Here is a 15,890-nt window from a genome sequence, read left to right as displayed (position 1 = left end):
TCTCGCAAAAAAAGAAGAAGCCTGCTCAATTTTATAGGGGTGCCTTCGGGGAACCTCGAATAACCTCAGTTTTCATCGTCGTCCCGGCGTTCGCCGGGACGACGGATAGGAAAGGCTTTTTGAGGTTCCCTGAAGTCGGTCCCCCAGAGAGCTTGCTACATTTCTATAGCCGATAACGTCTCATGATCGGCACACCGATATGGCGGGTTATCGCACTCAACGTGCGTACTGCACGCTGTGTCCTGGCCGGCATGTGGCTGACCAGCACCGCGCTGTATTCGATGGCCGGTTCGCCGCCGCGTTGACGCTTGAAATGCGCTACACCCGCGCTGAGGTTGACCATGCAGCCGCCGCGGCCGGCCTCGCGCAGCACCAGCGCGGCGAGCGTACGGTACAAGCCTTGCCTCGCCGGTAAGGCGGTGTTGTAGCCAACGATCGGTGAGGTCAACAGGTCGCCGAAGCGCAACATGCCGACCGCACCCTGCAACACTCCCTGCGCGTCGCGGATGCCGTGAAGCTCCAACAGGTTCGCCCTGTGCCAGGCGGCGATCAACGCAGCACCGTAGCGTGGATTCAAGGTCGAGTACTTGCCGATATAGAGCTCCGTGTAGAGCTCGGCAACGCGCTCCAGGTCCGCATCGTCAAAATGATGGGATAGATAACCAGCAGCCTCCTGACGCGACAGCATCGCCAGGTCGCGTTTGAGATCGGTTCGCTCGCGCGACAGCCGTTCGATATCGTCGAACAGATAAACCTGTCGGCTTGGCACCAGCACAAAACCCATGTCCGACAATGCGCGCAGCCAATCGGCGTGATGGGCGGTATTGAGCGAGCGGAACCATATCGCATGCGCCGGCCAACGCTCGCGAACCTGCGCTACAACGCTGTTCAGACCGACATCGCGCAGGCGTGGATAGGCATTGGTAGACACCAGCCAATTGTTCACGGCGACCGCGCGATCGATATCGGCGCCGCGCAGCCAGTTCGCCGCTTGCGCGGCCAGAACGCGCAGCGGCGCAGCCAAAAGCGGGCGCCCTAACCGATCGACTTCTTCCACAGCGTAATGGCCATAGGTCGTCAACGGCGAGCAGACCCATGCATTGTCCAGCTCGTCGTCGTTGACGGTCACCGGAAACACGGCGCCACCGGCCTGTACCGCATCGACCCGACTTTGCAGGTTGGCAATCATCGGACGCGTGGGTTTACCTTGGTGTAATCGCAGGTAATCCCATGCCTTGGCATTGAACGCATCCAATGCCATCGCCGGTACGCGGCTCATAACGCGATCATCGGCTGGCCATCCCATTCGATATCGCGCGTCGACGCCTGTCTCAGGCTGCAGCGTTCACGCAAGGCCACGCATGCGAAGGCACCCATATCGATCAGCCCGCCGAACCAGGGCGCGACATCGCCGGGGGGCGCGATCACATCACGCGCACGACGATAATCACGCCACCAGCGAGCGACCTGCCCATGCTTCAATGCCTGTGCGCCGCCGGCCGACAGCATCACGGAACCGAGCATGCTGGTTGCACCGGCACTGGGGCTCAGACATGAGGTCACCGTGCCGGCCAGTGCACCGGGCAAATCGTCATCGTCCTTGAAAAGGTGTACGCCACTGACCGCGCGAGGATTGCATTCAAGTACGGATACACGACCATCTTCCGACTGAATCCAGTCGAAGGCGATCTGCCCGGTGTAATCGAGCCTGGCGGCCAACGTATCGACGAAGTGTCGTATCGCAGGTACGTCGCAGGCTTCGAACCAGAAACTTGCACTGCCCGCCAGGCGATAGGCCGGTCGATAGGCCACATGCGCCAGTACCTTGCCGCGGTCGACCACACTGTAAGAACACAGTTCGCGCCCTCGACAGAAGCGCTGCACCACCCATGCCGCCGATAGCTCCAACGGCGGGGCATCAGCGGGAATACCTTGTGGATACAAACGCACATGCGTACCGAAGCGCGAATACTCCGGCTTGATGACGACCGCATCATTGCCCGCCCATGCCCTGGCCTGTTCGAGCGAGTCGACTCGTGCACTTGCCGGTGCGTCCACCCCGCACTCGCGAGCCAGCTCAAGGAAGGTCCATTTGCTATGCAGGCGATCCAGCGTGGCGAAATCGGCTACTGCCACTTGCACACTGGTGGGTAGCAAGTCGCGATAGCGCGCGAGATAGAACACCTCTTCACACGTCGGCACGATCAAGTCGATGCCATGCGTGTCGATAAGGTGCCGCAATGCATCGACGAAAGCCTGGGGCGAGAAGCGCGGCGATGGCAGTCGCACCGATACGTTGACAGAATGCGACCAGGTCGTGAGGCGACAGGACATGCTGTCGCCCGCGACCACCGACCAACCCTGCCGGGCGAAGCGTCGCGCAAGATCCAGCGCGACAGGAGCGCGTCCGCCGAGAATAAGAACCCTAGGCATGGACGATCTCGCATAACCGCCGAACCCTGCGGCATTTGCGTTCGTCACCGCGTTCGATCGTCCCGTCCACGATGATCGTCGGCACACTCGCCCCGAGGCGATCGATACTTACGCCGAGTGCCATGCGGATCCGCTCGGCATCCTCCGCCGTCGGCGCAGGGGACACGCCGACGTGCAGAACGTCCGGCATGCGCTGCTCGATACGGTAATCCTGTATCGCTGCGCCCGCATTCAACAAGGCACGCGACAGTACATCCGCGAACACCGGGACCTGCTCCGCACCCACCCGACTGCGCAGCCAGACCATATCGTCTTCGCGCCCTTCGATGCGTTCGATCGCGGTGAAGCACGAGCCACAGGAGCAAGCGCTTGCGCGTTCGACCAGGACGTCGTTGAGCCGGTAGCGGATGACCGGCTGAGTCTGTCGATACAGATCCGTGACAATCGGCACAAACCGGCGTGTTTCCCGATCGATCCAAGCCTTCTCGACGATCAGCACATCTTCGTTGAGATGCAAGGTTCCATGTGAGCAGGTGTGCGCAAGAAAGCCTTCGGTTGCCTGATAGATCTGCTCGATCGGTACATCGAAGGCCTGCCGAATGCGCGCCGCATCGATGTCGTCCAGCACTTCCGCGACAGCAATCACACGCGATGGCTTGAGTTGGATGCGACCGGCAAGCGTCGCATCGGCCGCAAGGGCGAGCACGCTTGGCGGGCCAACGAGGATGGTGGGTCGATAACGATCCAGCTCGGCGAGCACGTCGTTGAACGGACGCGTCAGATCGAAGTACTGAAACTTCAACCGCAAGCCGCCTGACAAGGTGTCATAGAGATTGCTGCCGGCGCGCAACAGCAGGGCGATCCGCGCCTGGGTCAACAAACCCTGCGGGAGCATTTTTGCCAGTAAGGTCCCCGCCCACTGCAGACGCTCGGCAGGCGACGCCAGGAACACGCCACGTGCACCGGAGGTGCCGGTGGAGAGTCCGATCGACACACCGTGCCACATGGGGCTGAAGTCGCGCGTGGCTTCCGCGCGTTCGGCCAGCGCAAAGGCCTCGCTCAACGGCAGGCCGACAGTATTGATGCGATCGAACGCATCCATCCACGACTGTTTGTCCATAATGGGACAGTCCTGGTGATCCGCAGGATGCAGCGCCGCGTAGAACGGTGACTTTGTGAGCACATGAGCGCGCAGCTTCTGCCATCTGCGTTGCTGATGCTTCTGCAGAGATGTGCTGTCGCGTAGTGCCGCTCGACGGCGCGCGGCTAGATAGTGACCCACCAGGATCAGGCCATCGGATAAACGGCTCATGCCAGCCGCCATTCGTCGCAGTGCGACGGCAGCATGCGCAGCTCGGGCTCGGCCTTCGCCAATGCATGCAGACGCGAGAGGGTTTGACGATAGGCATGGGTGTCGCCGAGCAGACCCGTGACCAGCGCGGGAGGCGGTACGTCGTTGCGGATGGCTTGTAGCGACCAGGCTGCGTCGGCCACCAGGAAGACGCGTCGACCTTCGGCCGCCTCGAACACCACGCCGTAATGCCCCGGCGCGTGACCCGGCAGGGCGATAGCGACCAGGCTGCCATCGCCCAACAGGTCGTGGCCCTTGCCGAACGCCGTGAAAGTAGCCGGAAGCTCGCGCGCCGGTTTGTCTTCGATCCATTCGACGCGTTCGTTGAAATCATCGGGCAGCAGCTTTGGCAACAAGCCGTGCCTCAACGCATCGATTCGCCCACGTGCCTGCAAGTCGTCCCAGGCCTCACGTGCGCAGATCAGCCGCGCCTGCGGAAAGTCGCACACGCCGGCGATATGGTCGCCATGAAAGTGAGAGAGCACGACGAGGCCGATGTCCTCCGGCTCGATGCCATCGCGTCGTAGCTGTTCGCTCAACGTTTGCCGCAGCTCCAGATGCACCGGTGTCACCGCGCGATAAAGCCGCTCGGGCAGGCGCCGCGTCGCATCGATGAAATGCTGCGCATAGCCGGTGTCGAACAATACCCAGCCCTGTTGCGGATGACGCAACAGAAACGCCAGGGCCGGATAGCGCGCGGGCTTGAAGGGTGCGCCCCGACGCGTCGCGCACTCCGGGTGCATGCAATAGCCCGCTTCGTAGATGCGCCATTCAATCGCCGGCATGATCTTTCCACCAGGATGCAAACCGTTCGATGCCTTCGGCCACGCTCACCATCGGCCGATACTGCAGTTGGTTACGGGCCGCGGAGATATCCAGGGTCTGGGAATAACCCAATACCCCGACACCATAACGACTCAAGCGCGGCTCGGGCTGCCCGGGTCGGGCAAGCGCCCACCGTTCGGACAGATAGCCCAGGGCCACGGCCAATCCACGTGGCAATGGAATCATGCGCACGCGCAGATCGACCGCGCGAAAGAGCTGCGCCAACAGCGCATTCACCGGCATCGGCTCGCCGTTGGTGATATTGAAGGCGCGCCCATCGTCGGGGGCATCCGGCTGCATCGCAGCTTCCACCGCCGCAACGACGTTGGCGACATAGGTGACGTCGATCATCGCCTCGCCATGGCCTATCTGCGGAAACCAACCACGCTGCGCGAGCGTCAGCAGGCGCGGAAAGATCGCACGATCGCCTTCGCCGAACACCGCCCTGGGCCGCAGTACGATCGAGGGCAGGCCTTGGGCCGCGGCGGCACGAACGCGTTCCTCCGCGAACCACTTGGTTTCCGCATAAGCGTTGATCCAGTGTCGCGGTGGCCGGAACGCCTCCGGCGTGTCGTACTGATCGCGCAACTGAAAATAGATGCTTGGTGACGACAGGTGCACAAAGCGCCGCACACTATTCTGCTGCGCAGCATCGAGCAGGCGTTGTGTCGCATCGACATTCGCCGCGACGAATGCTTCACGCCTTCCCCAAGGTGAGGATAGAGCAGCGGCATGCACCACGATGTCGCGACCGGCAAGCGGGGCCGAGAGGTCATCATGGACGAGGTCGAAGCTGCGCGTCGCGATGCCTGATGCCGCGAGCGGCTGCAGTCGACCGGCGTCGCGCCCCGTAGCCAGCACATCATGTCTCATGGCATGCAGACGGCGTGCGATGTGGCTGCCTATAAAGCCGGAAGCACCGGTAACGACGACGCGTGCCATATCCATCAATACCTCAGCACGGTACCGCCAAACGACAGCCCGGCGCCGGAACCCACCAGCGCGATCATGTCGCCACGTCGAATGCGCTGGCTGCTGATCGCCTGATGCAGCGCGACGGGAATCGACGCGGCCATCTGGTTGCCGCGCGTCGCAAGCACGCGCACAAGCATCTCATCGGGCAGGCTCAAGGCGGCTTCCAGATGAGCCAGCCCCTTGACGCTGGCCTGATGCGGCACGATGCAGGCCAGTTGATCCAGGCGCACTTGCGCACGCTCGAACAGGCGATCGAGAAACCGTGGCAGAAGCTTGGCCGCCATACGGTACGTCGCCGGCCCGTTCATCTCGAAAAAGGCGCCTTGCAGGAACGCGTCCAGCGTTTCACGTGGACGAATGCGCGTGCCGCCCGAACGCACCTGGCATAGATCGGCACCATCGGCGTAGGTTTCGAAATGCGTACCGAGTATTTGTCCGTCGCCCTCCGTGTCGCCGTACTCCAGCACCACTGCCGCCGCGCCATCGCCGAACAGCATCGCGGTGACCGGATCGTTCTCGTTCAAGCCGGCGGAGGCGATTTCGCTGGAGACGATCAACACCCGCCGATAACGACCGACCGCCATCGCTGCACTCAGCGTATCGAGCGCGGCAAGAAAGCTCAGACAGGTCGCATTGATGTCGAATGCCGGGATGCCACTGCCACCCAGGCCCAGCTCACGCTGGATCAATACCGCCGAACAGGGGATGGCCTGCTCCATCACGCTGCAGGCCGACACGATGCAGTCGAGCTGGTCTGCACGTAAGCCCGCTACGGCCAAGGCAGCGCGCGCGGCACCGGCGGCCATCGACGAGGTGGTCTCGTTCGTGCCCGCGTAGTAGCGGCTTTCGACGCCGGAATGACGGAATGTCCAACCTGCCGGCTTGTTCCAGCGCGCATCCAGCGCGGACGATTCGACCTTGTTTGAAGGGAGCTGCTCGCCCGTGCCGAGAATGCGCACAGGAAGCGATCGATGCACGGCCATGTAGACGAAAACCCTCGAACCGGCTGCGGTGTCTGCCAAACGCGCATCGTCGCATAGAGCCGGTTCGGGTTGCGCGGCCCGCCCAAACGGCTGGCCGCGGCACTTGCTCGTTCAGTCCACTGCGGGGAAGTCCACCGTGGTGTCGTTGATGCGGTTGAAGACATTGGTGAATGTAATGACCGCTATGGCCAGACCGATATCGACCAGTTGCGTATCGGTGTAGCCGGCCGCCTTGATGGCGGCAAACGCTTCGTCCGATACGGTGCCGTGCCCTTGCACCAGAGTCCTGACAAAGCCGATCAGGGCATCGCGCTTGGCGTCGCCGGTCAGGCCGCCGTGGCGGATCTGCTTCAAAGCTTCGGGCTGCAGCCCGGCCAACTTGCCGATCAGGCTATGCGCCGCCACGCAATAGTCACAGCCGGCGATGCTGCTGACGGTGAGCTTTACGGTCTCCTGGTCCTGCTTGCTGAGGCTGCTTGCCACCAGCACAGCGTCAGCTTGCAACATGACTTTCAAGGCGTCGGGTTCGAGCGCGCCGACAGCGGCATAGGCGTTGGACACTTTGCCGACCGCCTTCTTGATCTGGGCATAGACTTCGGCGGTGGCGCCGGTAGCGGACTCGATGGCGGGGGTAGCGATACGTGACATGAGGAGCACTCCTTCGTAGGTGGGGTAACAACGTGATGCCACTTTACGGAGGCCTATCGAGCTTGTTAATGTTGAATTATCTTACTTATATGCTCAATCGTCTCAATGATTAGATTATGGACTGGCTAAGCCGCCTGCTCGACATGACTCCCGTACGCGGGCAGCTGGATATCCGCTGCAGCTATGGCGCGCCCTGGCGTATCGACGAGGCACCGGCCGGCGCCGGCGAGATTCCCTATCACGTGGTGCTCGCTGGCTCGGCCTTGCTCGATGACCCGGCCGGTGGGCCTCCACAGGCGCTGGAGGCGGGAGACATTCTGTTGATTCCCGACGGTGGCGCGCATGTCCTGCACGACGGTAGTGGCCTGCCCGCCCAGGCCGCTCGCAAAAGCGAGCAGCTCAATCTCGTTGTCAGCGAAAACGATGGCGGCGGCGATCGGCTGGAGCTGCTATGCGGGCGCTTCGTTCTGGCCGCTCCGCATGATCGCCTCCTGCGCGACTACCTGTCTTCGCGATTGATCGTGCGCACCGGGGGCCAGCGCAATAGCGCGGCGGATTCGGCAACCCGCGCGCCGTTGCTCGACCTGTTGTCGCTGATGCGCGACGAATCGTCCGCCGATCGACTGGGAGGACGCGCCATGCTCGGCGCGCTGTCGACGGCCCTGTTTGCACTGACCTTGCGCACCGCCAGCGAGTCGGCATCGGCTCCGACCGGATGGCTGGCGCTCGCCGCCCAGCCCCGTCTGCAACCGGCCTTGATGGCCTTGTTTCATCAGCCGGCCCATCCCTGGACGCTGCCCGAACTCGCGCGCCAATGTCATATGTCGCGCGCCACGCTGGCGCGGCAGTTTCAGGAAACGCTGGGCCGATCGCCAAGCGACCTGCTGACCGATATCCGCATGAGCCTTGCGGCCAACATGCTGGAAAAAACATCCGCGTCGACAGGCGCCGTTGCCGAGTCAGTGGGTTACCAATCCGAGGCCGCGTTCCAACGCGTATTCAAGCAGCGAATGGGGATGACGCCGGCACGCTGGCGACGCCGGGCACCGTAACGTTACCGCTCCACAAACGCACGCAGGCGCGCCAGCGCGTCGTCCCACTGCCGCGAAACCTCGTCGAGATACTCGCGCATCTGCACGATCGATTCCGGTCGCAGCTCGAACTGACTCTCGCGCCCCGCGCGCGTGCTGCGCACCAACCCCGCATCTTCGAGGACATGCAGGTGCTTGGTGACGGCCTGCCGGGTGATCGCCGCATCGGCACAAAGCTGGGCGATCGAGCGCGATTGCCCGTCGCTCAGCTTGGTGACCAAAGCCAGCCGCGTGCGGTCGCCGAGCGCCGCAAAGATCGGGGCGGCGTCGTAACGGCGTGCTCTACGACTCGACATAGTGACGGATGTTCTCCATTTGTGTCGTCCAGCCTTCATCGTTCATACGCATTGCATCGCCCAGGCGATGCTTGGGTAGCCCGTTGAAACCCGACTCCACGACGGTGAGCCGCGTACCGCCCGCAATCGGCTCAAGGCGAAACTCCACCAGCGTGGGTGTTTCTTTCGAATAATCGACCGAGGGATCGATCGCGGCGGGGTGCCAGGTGAAAGCGAATATGCGTGGCGCATCCATCCGCTCGATCTTTGCCTCCCAACGCAGGTGCTCGTAACCCGGCCAGGTGATATGACCGCTGGATACCTCGCCCCTGACGAAGGGGCCATCCAGCTTGACCCGGAACCATTCGCCAAAGGCTTCGTGGTCGGTCAGCGCATGCCAGACCCGCTCAACGGGCGCTTTCAGATCAATCTGCTTTTCGATGCGATCGTTCATATAAGCAACCTCCTGGTTGCTCATTAAGCTACCGCAGGGCAAAGTCATTTGCAACCTTCAGGTTGCATTTCCAGCAGGGCTAAACGAGCGCGGCCTTGGCCAGTTCGCGCAGCCGCAACCGCTTGTCGGCGACCTTGCGGAAAAAATCGATCTCCAGTTCGATCGGCTTGAGCAACAGCTGCGTTCGTGTGTTGCCAAGCTCCTCTTCCACCACCAGCGTCATGGTCTGTTCCATGCCCTGCTCGCTTTGCACCTTACGAATCACATGGTCGGTAACAAAGAAACGCAGGCGCGGATTGGGTTTCTGTTTCGCTTGCTTGTAGCCGAAGCTGCGATCGTCCTTGATCTTGAAGTAACTGCTGTGCGCCAACGCCTCGTAGAACGGAGAGCCCTGCTTCGCCCGACAACCATAAGTACTCTGGTTGCCTCCCATATAAAGCAAGGCATAGGGCAGATTCGACGTGCTGGCCGCACGATAGAGTTGTCCGTCCTGCTTATGAAATTCCCGCAGCAGGGATTCGAACAGCACGTCGGTGATATCCAGTCCAAGGAAGCGCTCGATGAAGAAATGCACGGCGTCGGCGCGATCGATCAGCGCCTGGACGATACCGTTGGCCACCTTGCCCGGCTTGCGCTTGCTCGACTTGCCATTGAACGACGAGGGATCGCGCAGACTGCAATCCTCGTAGGCTTCCCGATCATATTCACCAATGCCCTCGACCGAGCTGATCGCATGCTTGGCATAAAGCGGCAACGGCCGTTCGCCCAGATCGACTTTGCGATCGACATCGAGATTGACGATGTTCATCGGGTTGTCGCACTCCGGGCACACCGCGTAGTGCATCATCTTGTCGCCACGACGCTGAAACCACGGCGCCTTCTTGCCGGTTTCGGTGTGGAAGTTGCTCGCCGTCAGCGTGACGCTGTGATGTTCGCCTTGACGCAGCTTGAAGATGTTCATTACCGCTCCAGGTCCGGAAACTTTTTCCAACGATAATAGATGGCCACCATGAATTCGCTGGAACCGACGACGTTGGGCCGTGGCGGGCAATGTTCGGTACTCGGCTCGGTAACGAAGGCATCGACGCCCGCCAGGCGACTGAGGTCGCCCCACTGGTGATTAATGCCTTCGAGCAACGGCGATGCCTGTGCTTGATAGAACTTCTTTTGCGAGCCCAAGGTGGCTACCGCATCTACCCAACCGGGTTGGGTCGCGGGCTCGACATGATGCAATCTCGCATCGGCCATCAGGCCGAGCAGCTTCGCTGCGGTTTGCAGCATGGGTTGCCTGGCCACGAACTCCTGCTGATACAAATTGGCTAACGTTTGCTGGGCAGCGATATACATCTTCAACGCATTTTTCGTCTGATCGCCAGGCAACGCTGCCACAAGGCTTCGTTCCTTTTGCAAGGCCAAGCGAATGTTCTGCAACTTCATGTCGTAGATCATGGGCATGACCCCTATCACATCCTGTCGCGCACCATTGGAGGGCCACCGGGTCTGACCCAGACCAAGCCGGTCGTCCATGCTGCCATCCAGGAAATCGAGGTCATTGGCGTTGCACCTCTCCAACATCACAACACGCAACAGATCGCCCCTGATCGTTGCCTCACTGACCTGGTGGCTTCCCGGCGCCAGCGTCGGAGGTGTTGGTACGACGGGTGTAGGCCTGGTGTAGCGATACAGCCCGAAACCGAGCAACAGCGACCCCGACAGGATCGCCAAAGCCATGGGCCACCAACGTCGGCTATGACTGGAACGCATCGTCTCCCCCTCGGAAGGCCGCTCGCGGCCTTTAATGAGATTTTACGTCGGCATCGATTCCATACACATCGCCAAGGCATCTATCCGGTATAGGGAGACTGGGCGGGTCGTCATCGTCGTGGAGAATGCCCTCGCAACGTTCGCTCTTTTTTATATCTTTACTGGATGCGTATTCCTTCCAACGCACTGCGCGACCGTCGGAAAGCACGATCCAATAAACCGGCGACTGTCCTTCCGTGATCATCACGGCGCCCTGCATCAGGGATGGATCGGTTTTCAGTTCCGGCAGTTTCTTCATGGCGCGCATCTGCTGGACAAACTGATCAACCGTCTTCTTGTTCAACCAGGCCCAGCCGAAGTTGTCCTGAATAAGAAAATCGGTGTTCGGTTTGGCCTGCATCTGTGCCGCCATCCCGGGAGACGTCTGCGCCAGCGTCAACTGTTGTTGAATCCGATCGACTTCATGACTGTCGGCCAGTGCCGTTTGCGACAGCAGCAGCCGCGTTGCCAACGTCAGGTTCGCCGGCCCACCGGGCAGTTTTAACGTGGCGGCGATATGGCGCCCATGCCAATTGACGACCTCGACATCCTTGACCTCGAAGCGCGACTCCAGAAGCCGGAGTGCGTCGGGTGCACTGGCTTCGGCGAGGAAACGGGACGCATCCGATCCCAGCCCGAAATTAAGCAACTCGTCCAGTTCATTTGGCCTTATCGATCCTTCCAGGCGCTCCTTGTTGGTCGCCTCCGCAGGCAGCAGCGCATCTATCGCACCCGGCAGTTCGGCGGAGTAGGTAGGGCTGGAACCGCCCGTCTTCCAGGGAAGCATCAGATATTGCTGGGAGCCCGAACGCACGGACAACGTCGAGCCATCCGATAACGTGACATCGACCTTGATAAACGGATAGTCATCGGTATGCGTCGCACCGAAGCCCTTGGTCAATGCCTTGGATAGCGTGTCGGAGCTACGCAGCGCCTCTCGCCAGGCGGCGATTTTCTCGCGCAACATGGGCGGTGCATCGGGTAGCCGTACTTTCGAGAATAGCTGATCGATTCGCGCTTGAACCTTATCGACCGCCGGCCGCAACACGATCAGATCGATCTGCGACTGCGGCGGCGCCTGCATGGCTGCAACCAGGCGCTGGATAGCCGCCGCCGGAATCGCCTGAAGAGGAAATGTCTGTTCCGGCTGCGGTTTACCCAGATGATGCTTGCTGTGCCCACCGCTGAGCTCGTAGGCGTCCCCACGTCGCTCGATAGCGATATGGGTCAGAAACGGCATATCCGGACTCAGACCACCCCAGCCCGATTCGATGACCACACGCGTTGCCTGGGGCGCATCCGCCCCCATCGCAACCGTTCCGCCGAACCATCCAAGAAGCATCAGGCTCCCACGCAGTACGAACGCGCGGGCGTGCGACTTCACGTATTTCCTGGCCACGCTCACTTCCCCTGTTCAAGCTTCCAGCCTGGCCGCCCCGAACCGCCAGGCGGGATCAAGCGGCATTCTGATGGGGAAACATCACGGCCTTCAAGGTGAGCCCAGCCGCTGCGACGGCCAGCTCGTCCGGCTAATCCTTGATCCCATGCGCACGCAGCACATCGGCGATGTCCACGCGCCAGATATTTCGCGACCCGTTGAACGGACCGGTCAGCTTCTTCTGCAGTGAGGCTGCGGTGTCCCGCGGCTTGGGAAATCGCACGTCTTCCTGGCGATTGCTGGACACATAGACCTCGCCGAATGCATGGCCAAGTGTCGGTGCGTTTTCCAGGCTCTTGCTGTTCACGTCGCCACCCAGATGCTCGGGTTTGCCCCAGCTACCATCGGCGTTGCGAAAAGCGATGTAGATATCCGCACTGCCCAGCGAGTCGCCTTCATTGCCGGCAAACAACAGGAAGCGGCCCTGCGGATCGATGCAGGGATCCATGCGGTTATGCGATACGTCGCCCAGATCGACCCGCTGCGGCGCGGCATAGCCGTCAGCCGTCGGATGCACCACATAGATCTGATAGTGATCCCCGGAATCGGGGCGATGCGCGGAGAAATAGATATCGCCGCTCGCCGCGATCGACGGGTTGTAGAGCATGGCACCCTCGTTGAGCGCACCGTCCACATGTGTGGGTTCGCTCCAGCGTCCATTCGACTGTTGCTCGACGTACCAGAGGTTGGTGCCGGCGAACGTCTGGCCGAGCATGCTGGCGGTCACCGGTGCATCACCGGTGTGCACGGGCCGATTGGAGACAAAGTACAGACGCTTGCCGTCCGGCGAGAAGGCCGGCTCGGAGTCGTGCCATTGTCCCGAGAACGACGCGACTTCCGGTACAGACCAGCTGCTTCCACGGCGATGCGAAACAAGAATGGTGTCGTCGGTTTCGGCCAGGTCGGAACGCATGAAGTAGAGCGTCTCGCTATCGGGGGAAAAAGCCGCGGTGGTTTCCTGCATGCCGGTTGAAATCACGCCCGGGCCGAGCAGCTCCGCGGCATTCACCGAACCGATGAAACCCAGGGCCAACGCTGAGGCCCAGACGATTGCGCGCAACTTCATGCTTGTTTCTCCGTCGAATGGCGGTCGATGCGACCTGCCCCATGATCGGGAGAGCACGATCGGCTCGCCGCAGTTTTGTGATGAGCGGCTACGCCGGCATGACGAACGGGCACATACAGGTGCAGCCGGCTCGGGACGGGTTCATGACAAGCGGGATTTATCGAGGTCGCACATACATCGATACGGCGATGTAGGCGAAATGGCGCGCCCGGAGGGATTCGAACCCCCGACCAATGGCTTCGGAAGCCACTACTCTATCCGGCTGAGCTACGGGCGCATGATGCGCTGCCATGCATGGATGGGTCGCGAGGCGGCCCGATGGCAGGGGAGCGAGTATAGCGGAGCTTGGCGGTCAGGCCCAGCCTGAGGGGAGGCCCCCTCATCTGCCTGCCGGCATCTTCTCCCCCGGCGAAGCCGGGGGAGAAGAATCGCTTTGTTACGCGTGGCCGGAGATCAACGGGCCTTGAGCAGGTCGGACAGGGTGTCCTTGGTACCGGTGTCGCGCTCCAGATGCGGGTACTTCAGGCCGTCGTGGTAGTCGATGCGCAGGGTCTGGAACTCGTCGAAGTTCTTGACCAGCAGCTCGACCGGCTTGCTCTTGTCCTTGGCCGATGCGGTGATGGCATCCTTCAGCGCGTCGCCGGAGAACTCCTTGCCGTTGACGCCGATCAGCTTCATGCCCGGCGACAGGCCGGCCTTGAATGCAGGGCCGTCCCACAGCACGTCGTTGATGTCGCCACCCTTGCCGATCGACACGCCCAGCGAATAGGTCAGGTCGGTCGAGCCACGGCGCATCTCCACGCCCTTGACCATGTCCGAGGGCTTGTCGTTATAGACCAGCTTCCAACCGTGCGCGGCAATGCCGTTGGTGATCGGACCATGGCCGTCCAGACGCTCGCGCAGGTACGGCGCCCAGTCGAACGGCTGGATGTCGTTGAGCGTCTTGACCACGTCTTCGAAGGTGTAGGTGTTGACGTCCCACTCGCCGTTCTTCACGCCGAAGAACGACTTGCCGAAATCGTCGATGGACTTCTTGTTGCCCGACAGCTCACGCAGCTTGGCGTCGACTTCCAGCCAGATCATCTGGCCGCCCGAATAGTAATCTTCGCTCATCTGGTAGTTGCGGAAGGGCAACGGACGACGCATCGCGATGATCGGATCGTTGGTGGTGTCCTGGATGTTGCGCCACTGCTGCAGGCCCGGGCGGCCCTTCTCGTAGGTGGCGGCAACATAGGCGAGCATGTCGCGCGCCTGGTCGTCTTTCCACAGGCCCGAACGCGCGGCCATCACATAGCCCCAGAACTGGGTCTGGCCTTCGTACACCCACAGCAGGCTGTCCTGCATCGGCACGTTGAAGCTCGGCGTGGCCAGGTCGGCGCCGCGACGGTACTTGCCGTCCCACGAGTGATTGAATTCGTGCGAAAGCAGGTCGCGCTCGACCGTGTTCTTGTCCCACTCGGTGAAGTAGCTCGGACCGACGCCGTTCTCGCTGGAGCGGTGATGTTCCAGGCCGTTGCCGCTCATCTTGTCGCTGAGCGAGAGCAGGAAGTCGTAGTGGTTGTAGTGGTGCGCGCCGTACATCTTGTACATCTGCTGCACCAGGTTCTGGTGCACCTTCAACTGCTCGGGCTTGATCTCCAGATACTTCGGATCGTCCGCTACGATGTTGAGGAATACCGGCGTCTTCGCACCCGGGTCGAGATCGACGCGCTTGAAGTACTTGCCAGCGTAGATCGGCGAGTCGACCAGGTCGTCGTAGTCGATCTCTTTGAAGTTGACGGTGTCGCCATTGCGCGAAGCCACTTCAAGCGCGCTGCCGAACTGCCAGCCTGCCGGGAAGGTCACGCTGGCCTCGGCCTTGATCTGGCTGCTGTAGTAGCCGGCCGGATAGACCGACACGGTATTCCACTGCAGGTTGAGCATTTCCGGGGTCATCACGACGCGACCCTGGCGCTGGTCCTGCGGAGAGAGGAACTGGAACTCCACCTCCACGCTGCTCGCGCCCTGCGGCACGTCGACGTGGAACGCGTAGACATTGAGCGGATCGCGCACCCACGGCAGCACCTTGCCATTGGCCGTGACCTTGAGGCCGGCGAACTTGTCGATCGGGCCGGTCGGCGAATGGTTGCCCGGCAGCCATTGCGGGTACAGCAGCGTCAGCGCACCGGCTTGCGCGGGAATCGTCTCGTGCACGCGAAAAATGCGGCGCCCGATATCGGTAGCGTCGACATTGATTTTCAGCGTGCCCTGGTAAGGCACGTTCTGCGGTGCGGGCACGTCGGCGACGGCGGCAAAGCTGCTCAGCCCGAGGGCCGAAACAACCATGGCGGAAACAAGGCGCGAAGCTTTCAAAAGAGGTCTCCCATGGACACGGAAGCCGGAGTCGCCGGCTGTACACAATCTGACCGGGCGATGCTAGACCGCCATGACGTTCAGCACCCCCTGCCAGAGGTCACGACAGCACCGCGACGCTTTGTCCAATACGGCCGAAAGGCCGTGGGAAGGTGAAAATCGTATAATCCTTCGGCTGCGTATCCCCGACGCAGTG

15 protein-coding genes and 1 tRNA gene are annotated in these 15,890 nt (G+C 61.5%); 1 reads left to right on the top strand and 15 read right to left on the bottom strand.

The features are described 5' to 3' along the window. Positions 1–163: 163 nt before the first annotated feature. The 7 genes from ACZ6WW_RS13080 to ACZ6WW_RS13050 all read right to left on the bottom strand — a co-directional run bounded on the left by ACZ6WW_RS13080 (position 164) and on the right by ACZ6WW_RS13050 (position 7,215). A complete protein-coding gene (locus ACZ6WW_RS13080; RefSeq protein ID WP_465274589.1) occupies positions 164–1,279 on the bottom strand; it encodes a hypothetical protein in 1,116 nt (371 codons plus the stop codon). Next, positions 1,276–2,433 (bottom strand): ATP-grasp domain-containing protein, encoded by a 1,158-nt coding sequence (locus ACZ6WW_RS13075; protein ID WP_465274588.1) that lies wholly within the window; start codon positions 2,431–2,433, stop codon positions 1,276–1,278. The genes ACZ6WW_RS13080 and ACZ6WW_RS13075 overlap by 4 nt, the downstream gene beginning before the upstream one ends. After that, entirely contained in the window at positions 2,426–3,745 is a 1,320-nt protein-coding gene (locus ACZ6WW_RS13070) for a F390 synthetase-related protein (protein ID WP_465274587.1), read from the bottom strand. The genes ACZ6WW_RS13075 and ACZ6WW_RS13070 overlap by 8 nt, the downstream gene beginning before the upstream one ends. Beyond that, positions 3,742–4,569 (bottom strand): MBL fold metallo-hydrolase, encoded by an 828-nt coding sequence (locus ACZ6WW_RS13065; protein ID WP_465274586.1) that lies wholly within the window; start codon positions 4,567–4,569, stop codon positions 3,742–3,744. The genes ACZ6WW_RS13070 and ACZ6WW_RS13065 overlap by 4 nt, the downstream gene beginning before the upstream one ends. After that, complete coding sequence (locus ACZ6WW_RS13060) at positions 4,556–5,557, bottom strand: NAD-dependent epimerase/dehydratase family protein (RefSeq protein WP_465274585.1); 1,002 nt, start codon at positions 5,555–5,557, stop codon at positions 4,556–4,558. The genes ACZ6WW_RS13065 and ACZ6WW_RS13060 overlap by 14 nt, the downstream gene beginning before the upstream one ends. Next, on the bottom strand, positions 5,557–6,567 hold the full coding sequence (locus ACZ6WW_RS13055; RefSeq protein WP_465274845.1) for a 3-oxoacyl-[acyl-carrier-protein] synthase III C-terminal domain-containing protein: 1,011 nt from the start codon (positions 6,565–6,567) through the stop codon (positions 5,557–5,559). Before ACZ6WW_RS13055 ends, ACZ6WW_RS13060 begins: the two co-directional genes overlap by 1 nt. A gap of 111 nt (positions 6,568–6,678) precedes the next feature. Continuing rightward, positions 6,679–7,215, bottom strand: a complete 537-nt coding sequence (locus tag ACZ6WW_RS13050; protein ID WP_465274584.1) for a carboxymuconolactone decarboxylase family protein — start codon at positions 7,213–7,215, stop codon at positions 6,679–6,681. A 116-nt stretch (positions 7,216–7,331) separates the two neighbouring features. Between ACZ6WW_RS13050 and ACZ6WW_RS13045 the strand changes: the two genes are divergently transcribed. Beyond that, positions 7,332–8,267, top strand: coding sequence for an AraC family transcriptional regulator (locus ACZ6WW_RS13045; RefSeq protein ID WP_465274583.1), 936 nt, complete (start codon positions 7,332–7,334; stop codon positions 8,265–8,267). A gap of 2 nt (positions 8,268–8,269) precedes the next feature. Here the strand turns inward: ACZ6WW_RS13045 and ACZ6WW_RS13040 are convergent, their stop codons facing one another. The 8 genes from ACZ6WW_RS13040 to ACZ6WW_RS13005 form a co-directional block, all read right to left on the bottom strand. Further along, positions 8,270–8,602, bottom strand: coding sequence for an ArsR/SmtB family transcription factor (locus tag ACZ6WW_RS13040; protein WP_465274582.1), 333 nt, complete (start codon positions 8,600–8,602; stop codon positions 8,270–8,272). Further along, entirely contained in the window at positions 8,589–9,035 is a 447-nt protein-coding gene (locus ACZ6WW_RS13035) for an SRPBCC family protein (RefSeq protein ID WP_465274581.1), read from the bottom strand. The genes ACZ6WW_RS13040 and ACZ6WW_RS13035 overlap by 14 nt, the downstream gene beginning before the upstream one ends. 79 nt (positions 9,036–9,114) lie before the next feature. Further along, positions 9,115–9,996 (bottom strand): hypothetical protein, encoded by an 882-nt coding sequence (locus ACZ6WW_RS13030; RefSeq protein ID WP_465274580.1) that lies wholly within the window; start codon positions 9,994–9,996, stop codon positions 9,115–9,117. Then, complete coding sequence (locus tag ACZ6WW_RS13025; protein ID WP_465274579.1) at positions 9,996–10,799, bottom strand: hypothetical protein; 804 nt, start codon at positions 10,797–10,799, stop codon at positions 9,996–9,998. Before ACZ6WW_RS13025 ends, ACZ6WW_RS13030 begins: the two co-directional genes overlap by 1 nt. A gap of 31 nt (positions 10,800–10,830) precedes the next feature. Next, entirely contained in the window at positions 10,831–12,222 is a 1,392-nt protein-coding gene (locus ACZ6WW_RS13020) for a hypothetical protein (protein WP_465274578.1), read from the bottom strand. Between the two features lie 145 nt (positions 12,223–12,367). Further along, on the bottom strand, positions 12,368–13,342 hold the full coding sequence (locus tag ACZ6WW_RS13015) for a TolB family protein (protein WP_465274577.1): 975 nt from the start codon (positions 13,340–13,342) through the stop codon (positions 12,368–12,370). 200 nt (positions 13,343–13,542) lie between these two features. Next, positions 13,543–13,619 (bottom strand) — tRNA-Arg (locus tag ACZ6WW_RS13010). A 176-nt stretch (positions 13,620–13,795) separates the two neighbouring features. Beyond that, a complete protein-coding gene (locus tag ACZ6WW_RS13005; protein ID WP_465274844.1) occupies positions 13,796–15,667 on the bottom strand; it encodes a M61 family metallopeptidase in 1,872 nt (623 codons plus the stop codon). Positions 15,668–15,890 lie beyond the last annotated feature (223 nt).

The organism is Dyella sp. NPDC103356 (assembly GCF_055584465.1).
This window is presented reverse-complemented; position numbering and strand designations above follow the sequence as displayed.

Excerpts from the sequence above, each read along its gene's own strand:
- ACZ6WW_RS13015 (WP_465274577.1), bottom strand. The coding sequence starts at position 13,342 with ATGAAGTTGCGCGCAATCGTCTGGGCCTCAGCGTTGGCCCTGGGTTTC.
- ACZ6WW_RS13065 (WP_465274586.1), bottom strand. The coding sequence starts at position 4,569 with ATGCCGGCGATTGAATGGCGCATCTACGAAGCGGGCTATTGCATGCAC.
- ACZ6WW_RS13005 (WP_465274844.1), bottom strand. The coding sequence starts at position 15,667 with ATGGTTGTTTCGGCCCTCGGGCTGAGCAGCTTTGCCGCCGTCGCCGAC.
- ACZ6WW_RS13070 (WP_465274587.1), bottom strand. The coding sequence starts at position 3,745 with ATGAGCCGTTTATCCGATGGCCTGATCCTGGTGGGTCACTATCTAGCC.
- ACZ6WW_RS13060 (WP_465274585.1), bottom strand. The coding sequence starts at position 5,557 with ATGGATATGGCACGCGTCGTCGTTACCGGTGCTTCCGGCTTTATAGGC.
- ACZ6WW_RS13050 (WP_465274584.1), bottom strand. The coding sequence starts at position 7,215 with ATGTCACGTATCGCTACCCCCGCCATCGAGTCCGCTACCGGCGCCACC.
- ACZ6WW_RS13045 (WP_465274583.1), top strand. The coding sequence starts at position 7,332 with ATGGACTGGCTAAGCCGCCTGCTCGACATGACTCCCGTACGCGGGCAG.
- ACZ6WW_RS13055 (WP_465274845.1), bottom strand. The coding sequence starts at position 6,567 with ATGGCCGTGCATCGATCGCTTCCTGTGCGCATTCTCGGCACGGGCGAG.
- ACZ6WW_RS13075 (WP_465274588.1), bottom strand. The coding sequence starts at position 2,433 with ATGCCTAGGGTTCTTATTCTCGGCGGACGCGCTCCTGTCGCGCTGGAT.
- ACZ6WW_RS13040 (WP_465274582.1), bottom strand. The coding sequence starts at position 8,602 with ATGTCGAGTCGTAGAGCACGCCGTTACGACGCCGCCCCGATCTTTGCG.
- ACZ6WW_RS13080 (WP_465274589.1), bottom strand. The coding sequence starts at position 1,279 with ATGAGCCGCGTACCGGCGATGGCATTGGATGCGTTCAATGCCAAGGCA.
- ACZ6WW_RS13025 (WP_465274579.1), bottom strand. The coding sequence starts at position 10,799 with ATGCGTTCCAGTCATAGCCGACGTTGGTGGCCCATGGCTTTGGCGATC.
- ACZ6WW_RS13030 (WP_465274580.1), bottom strand. The coding sequence starts at position 9,996 with ATGAACATCTTCAAGCTGCGTCAAGGCGAACATCACAGCGTCACGCTG.
- ACZ6WW_RS13035 (WP_465274581.1), bottom strand. The coding sequence starts at position 9,035 with ATGAACGATCGCATCGAAAAGCAGATTGATCTGAAAGCGCCCGTTGAG.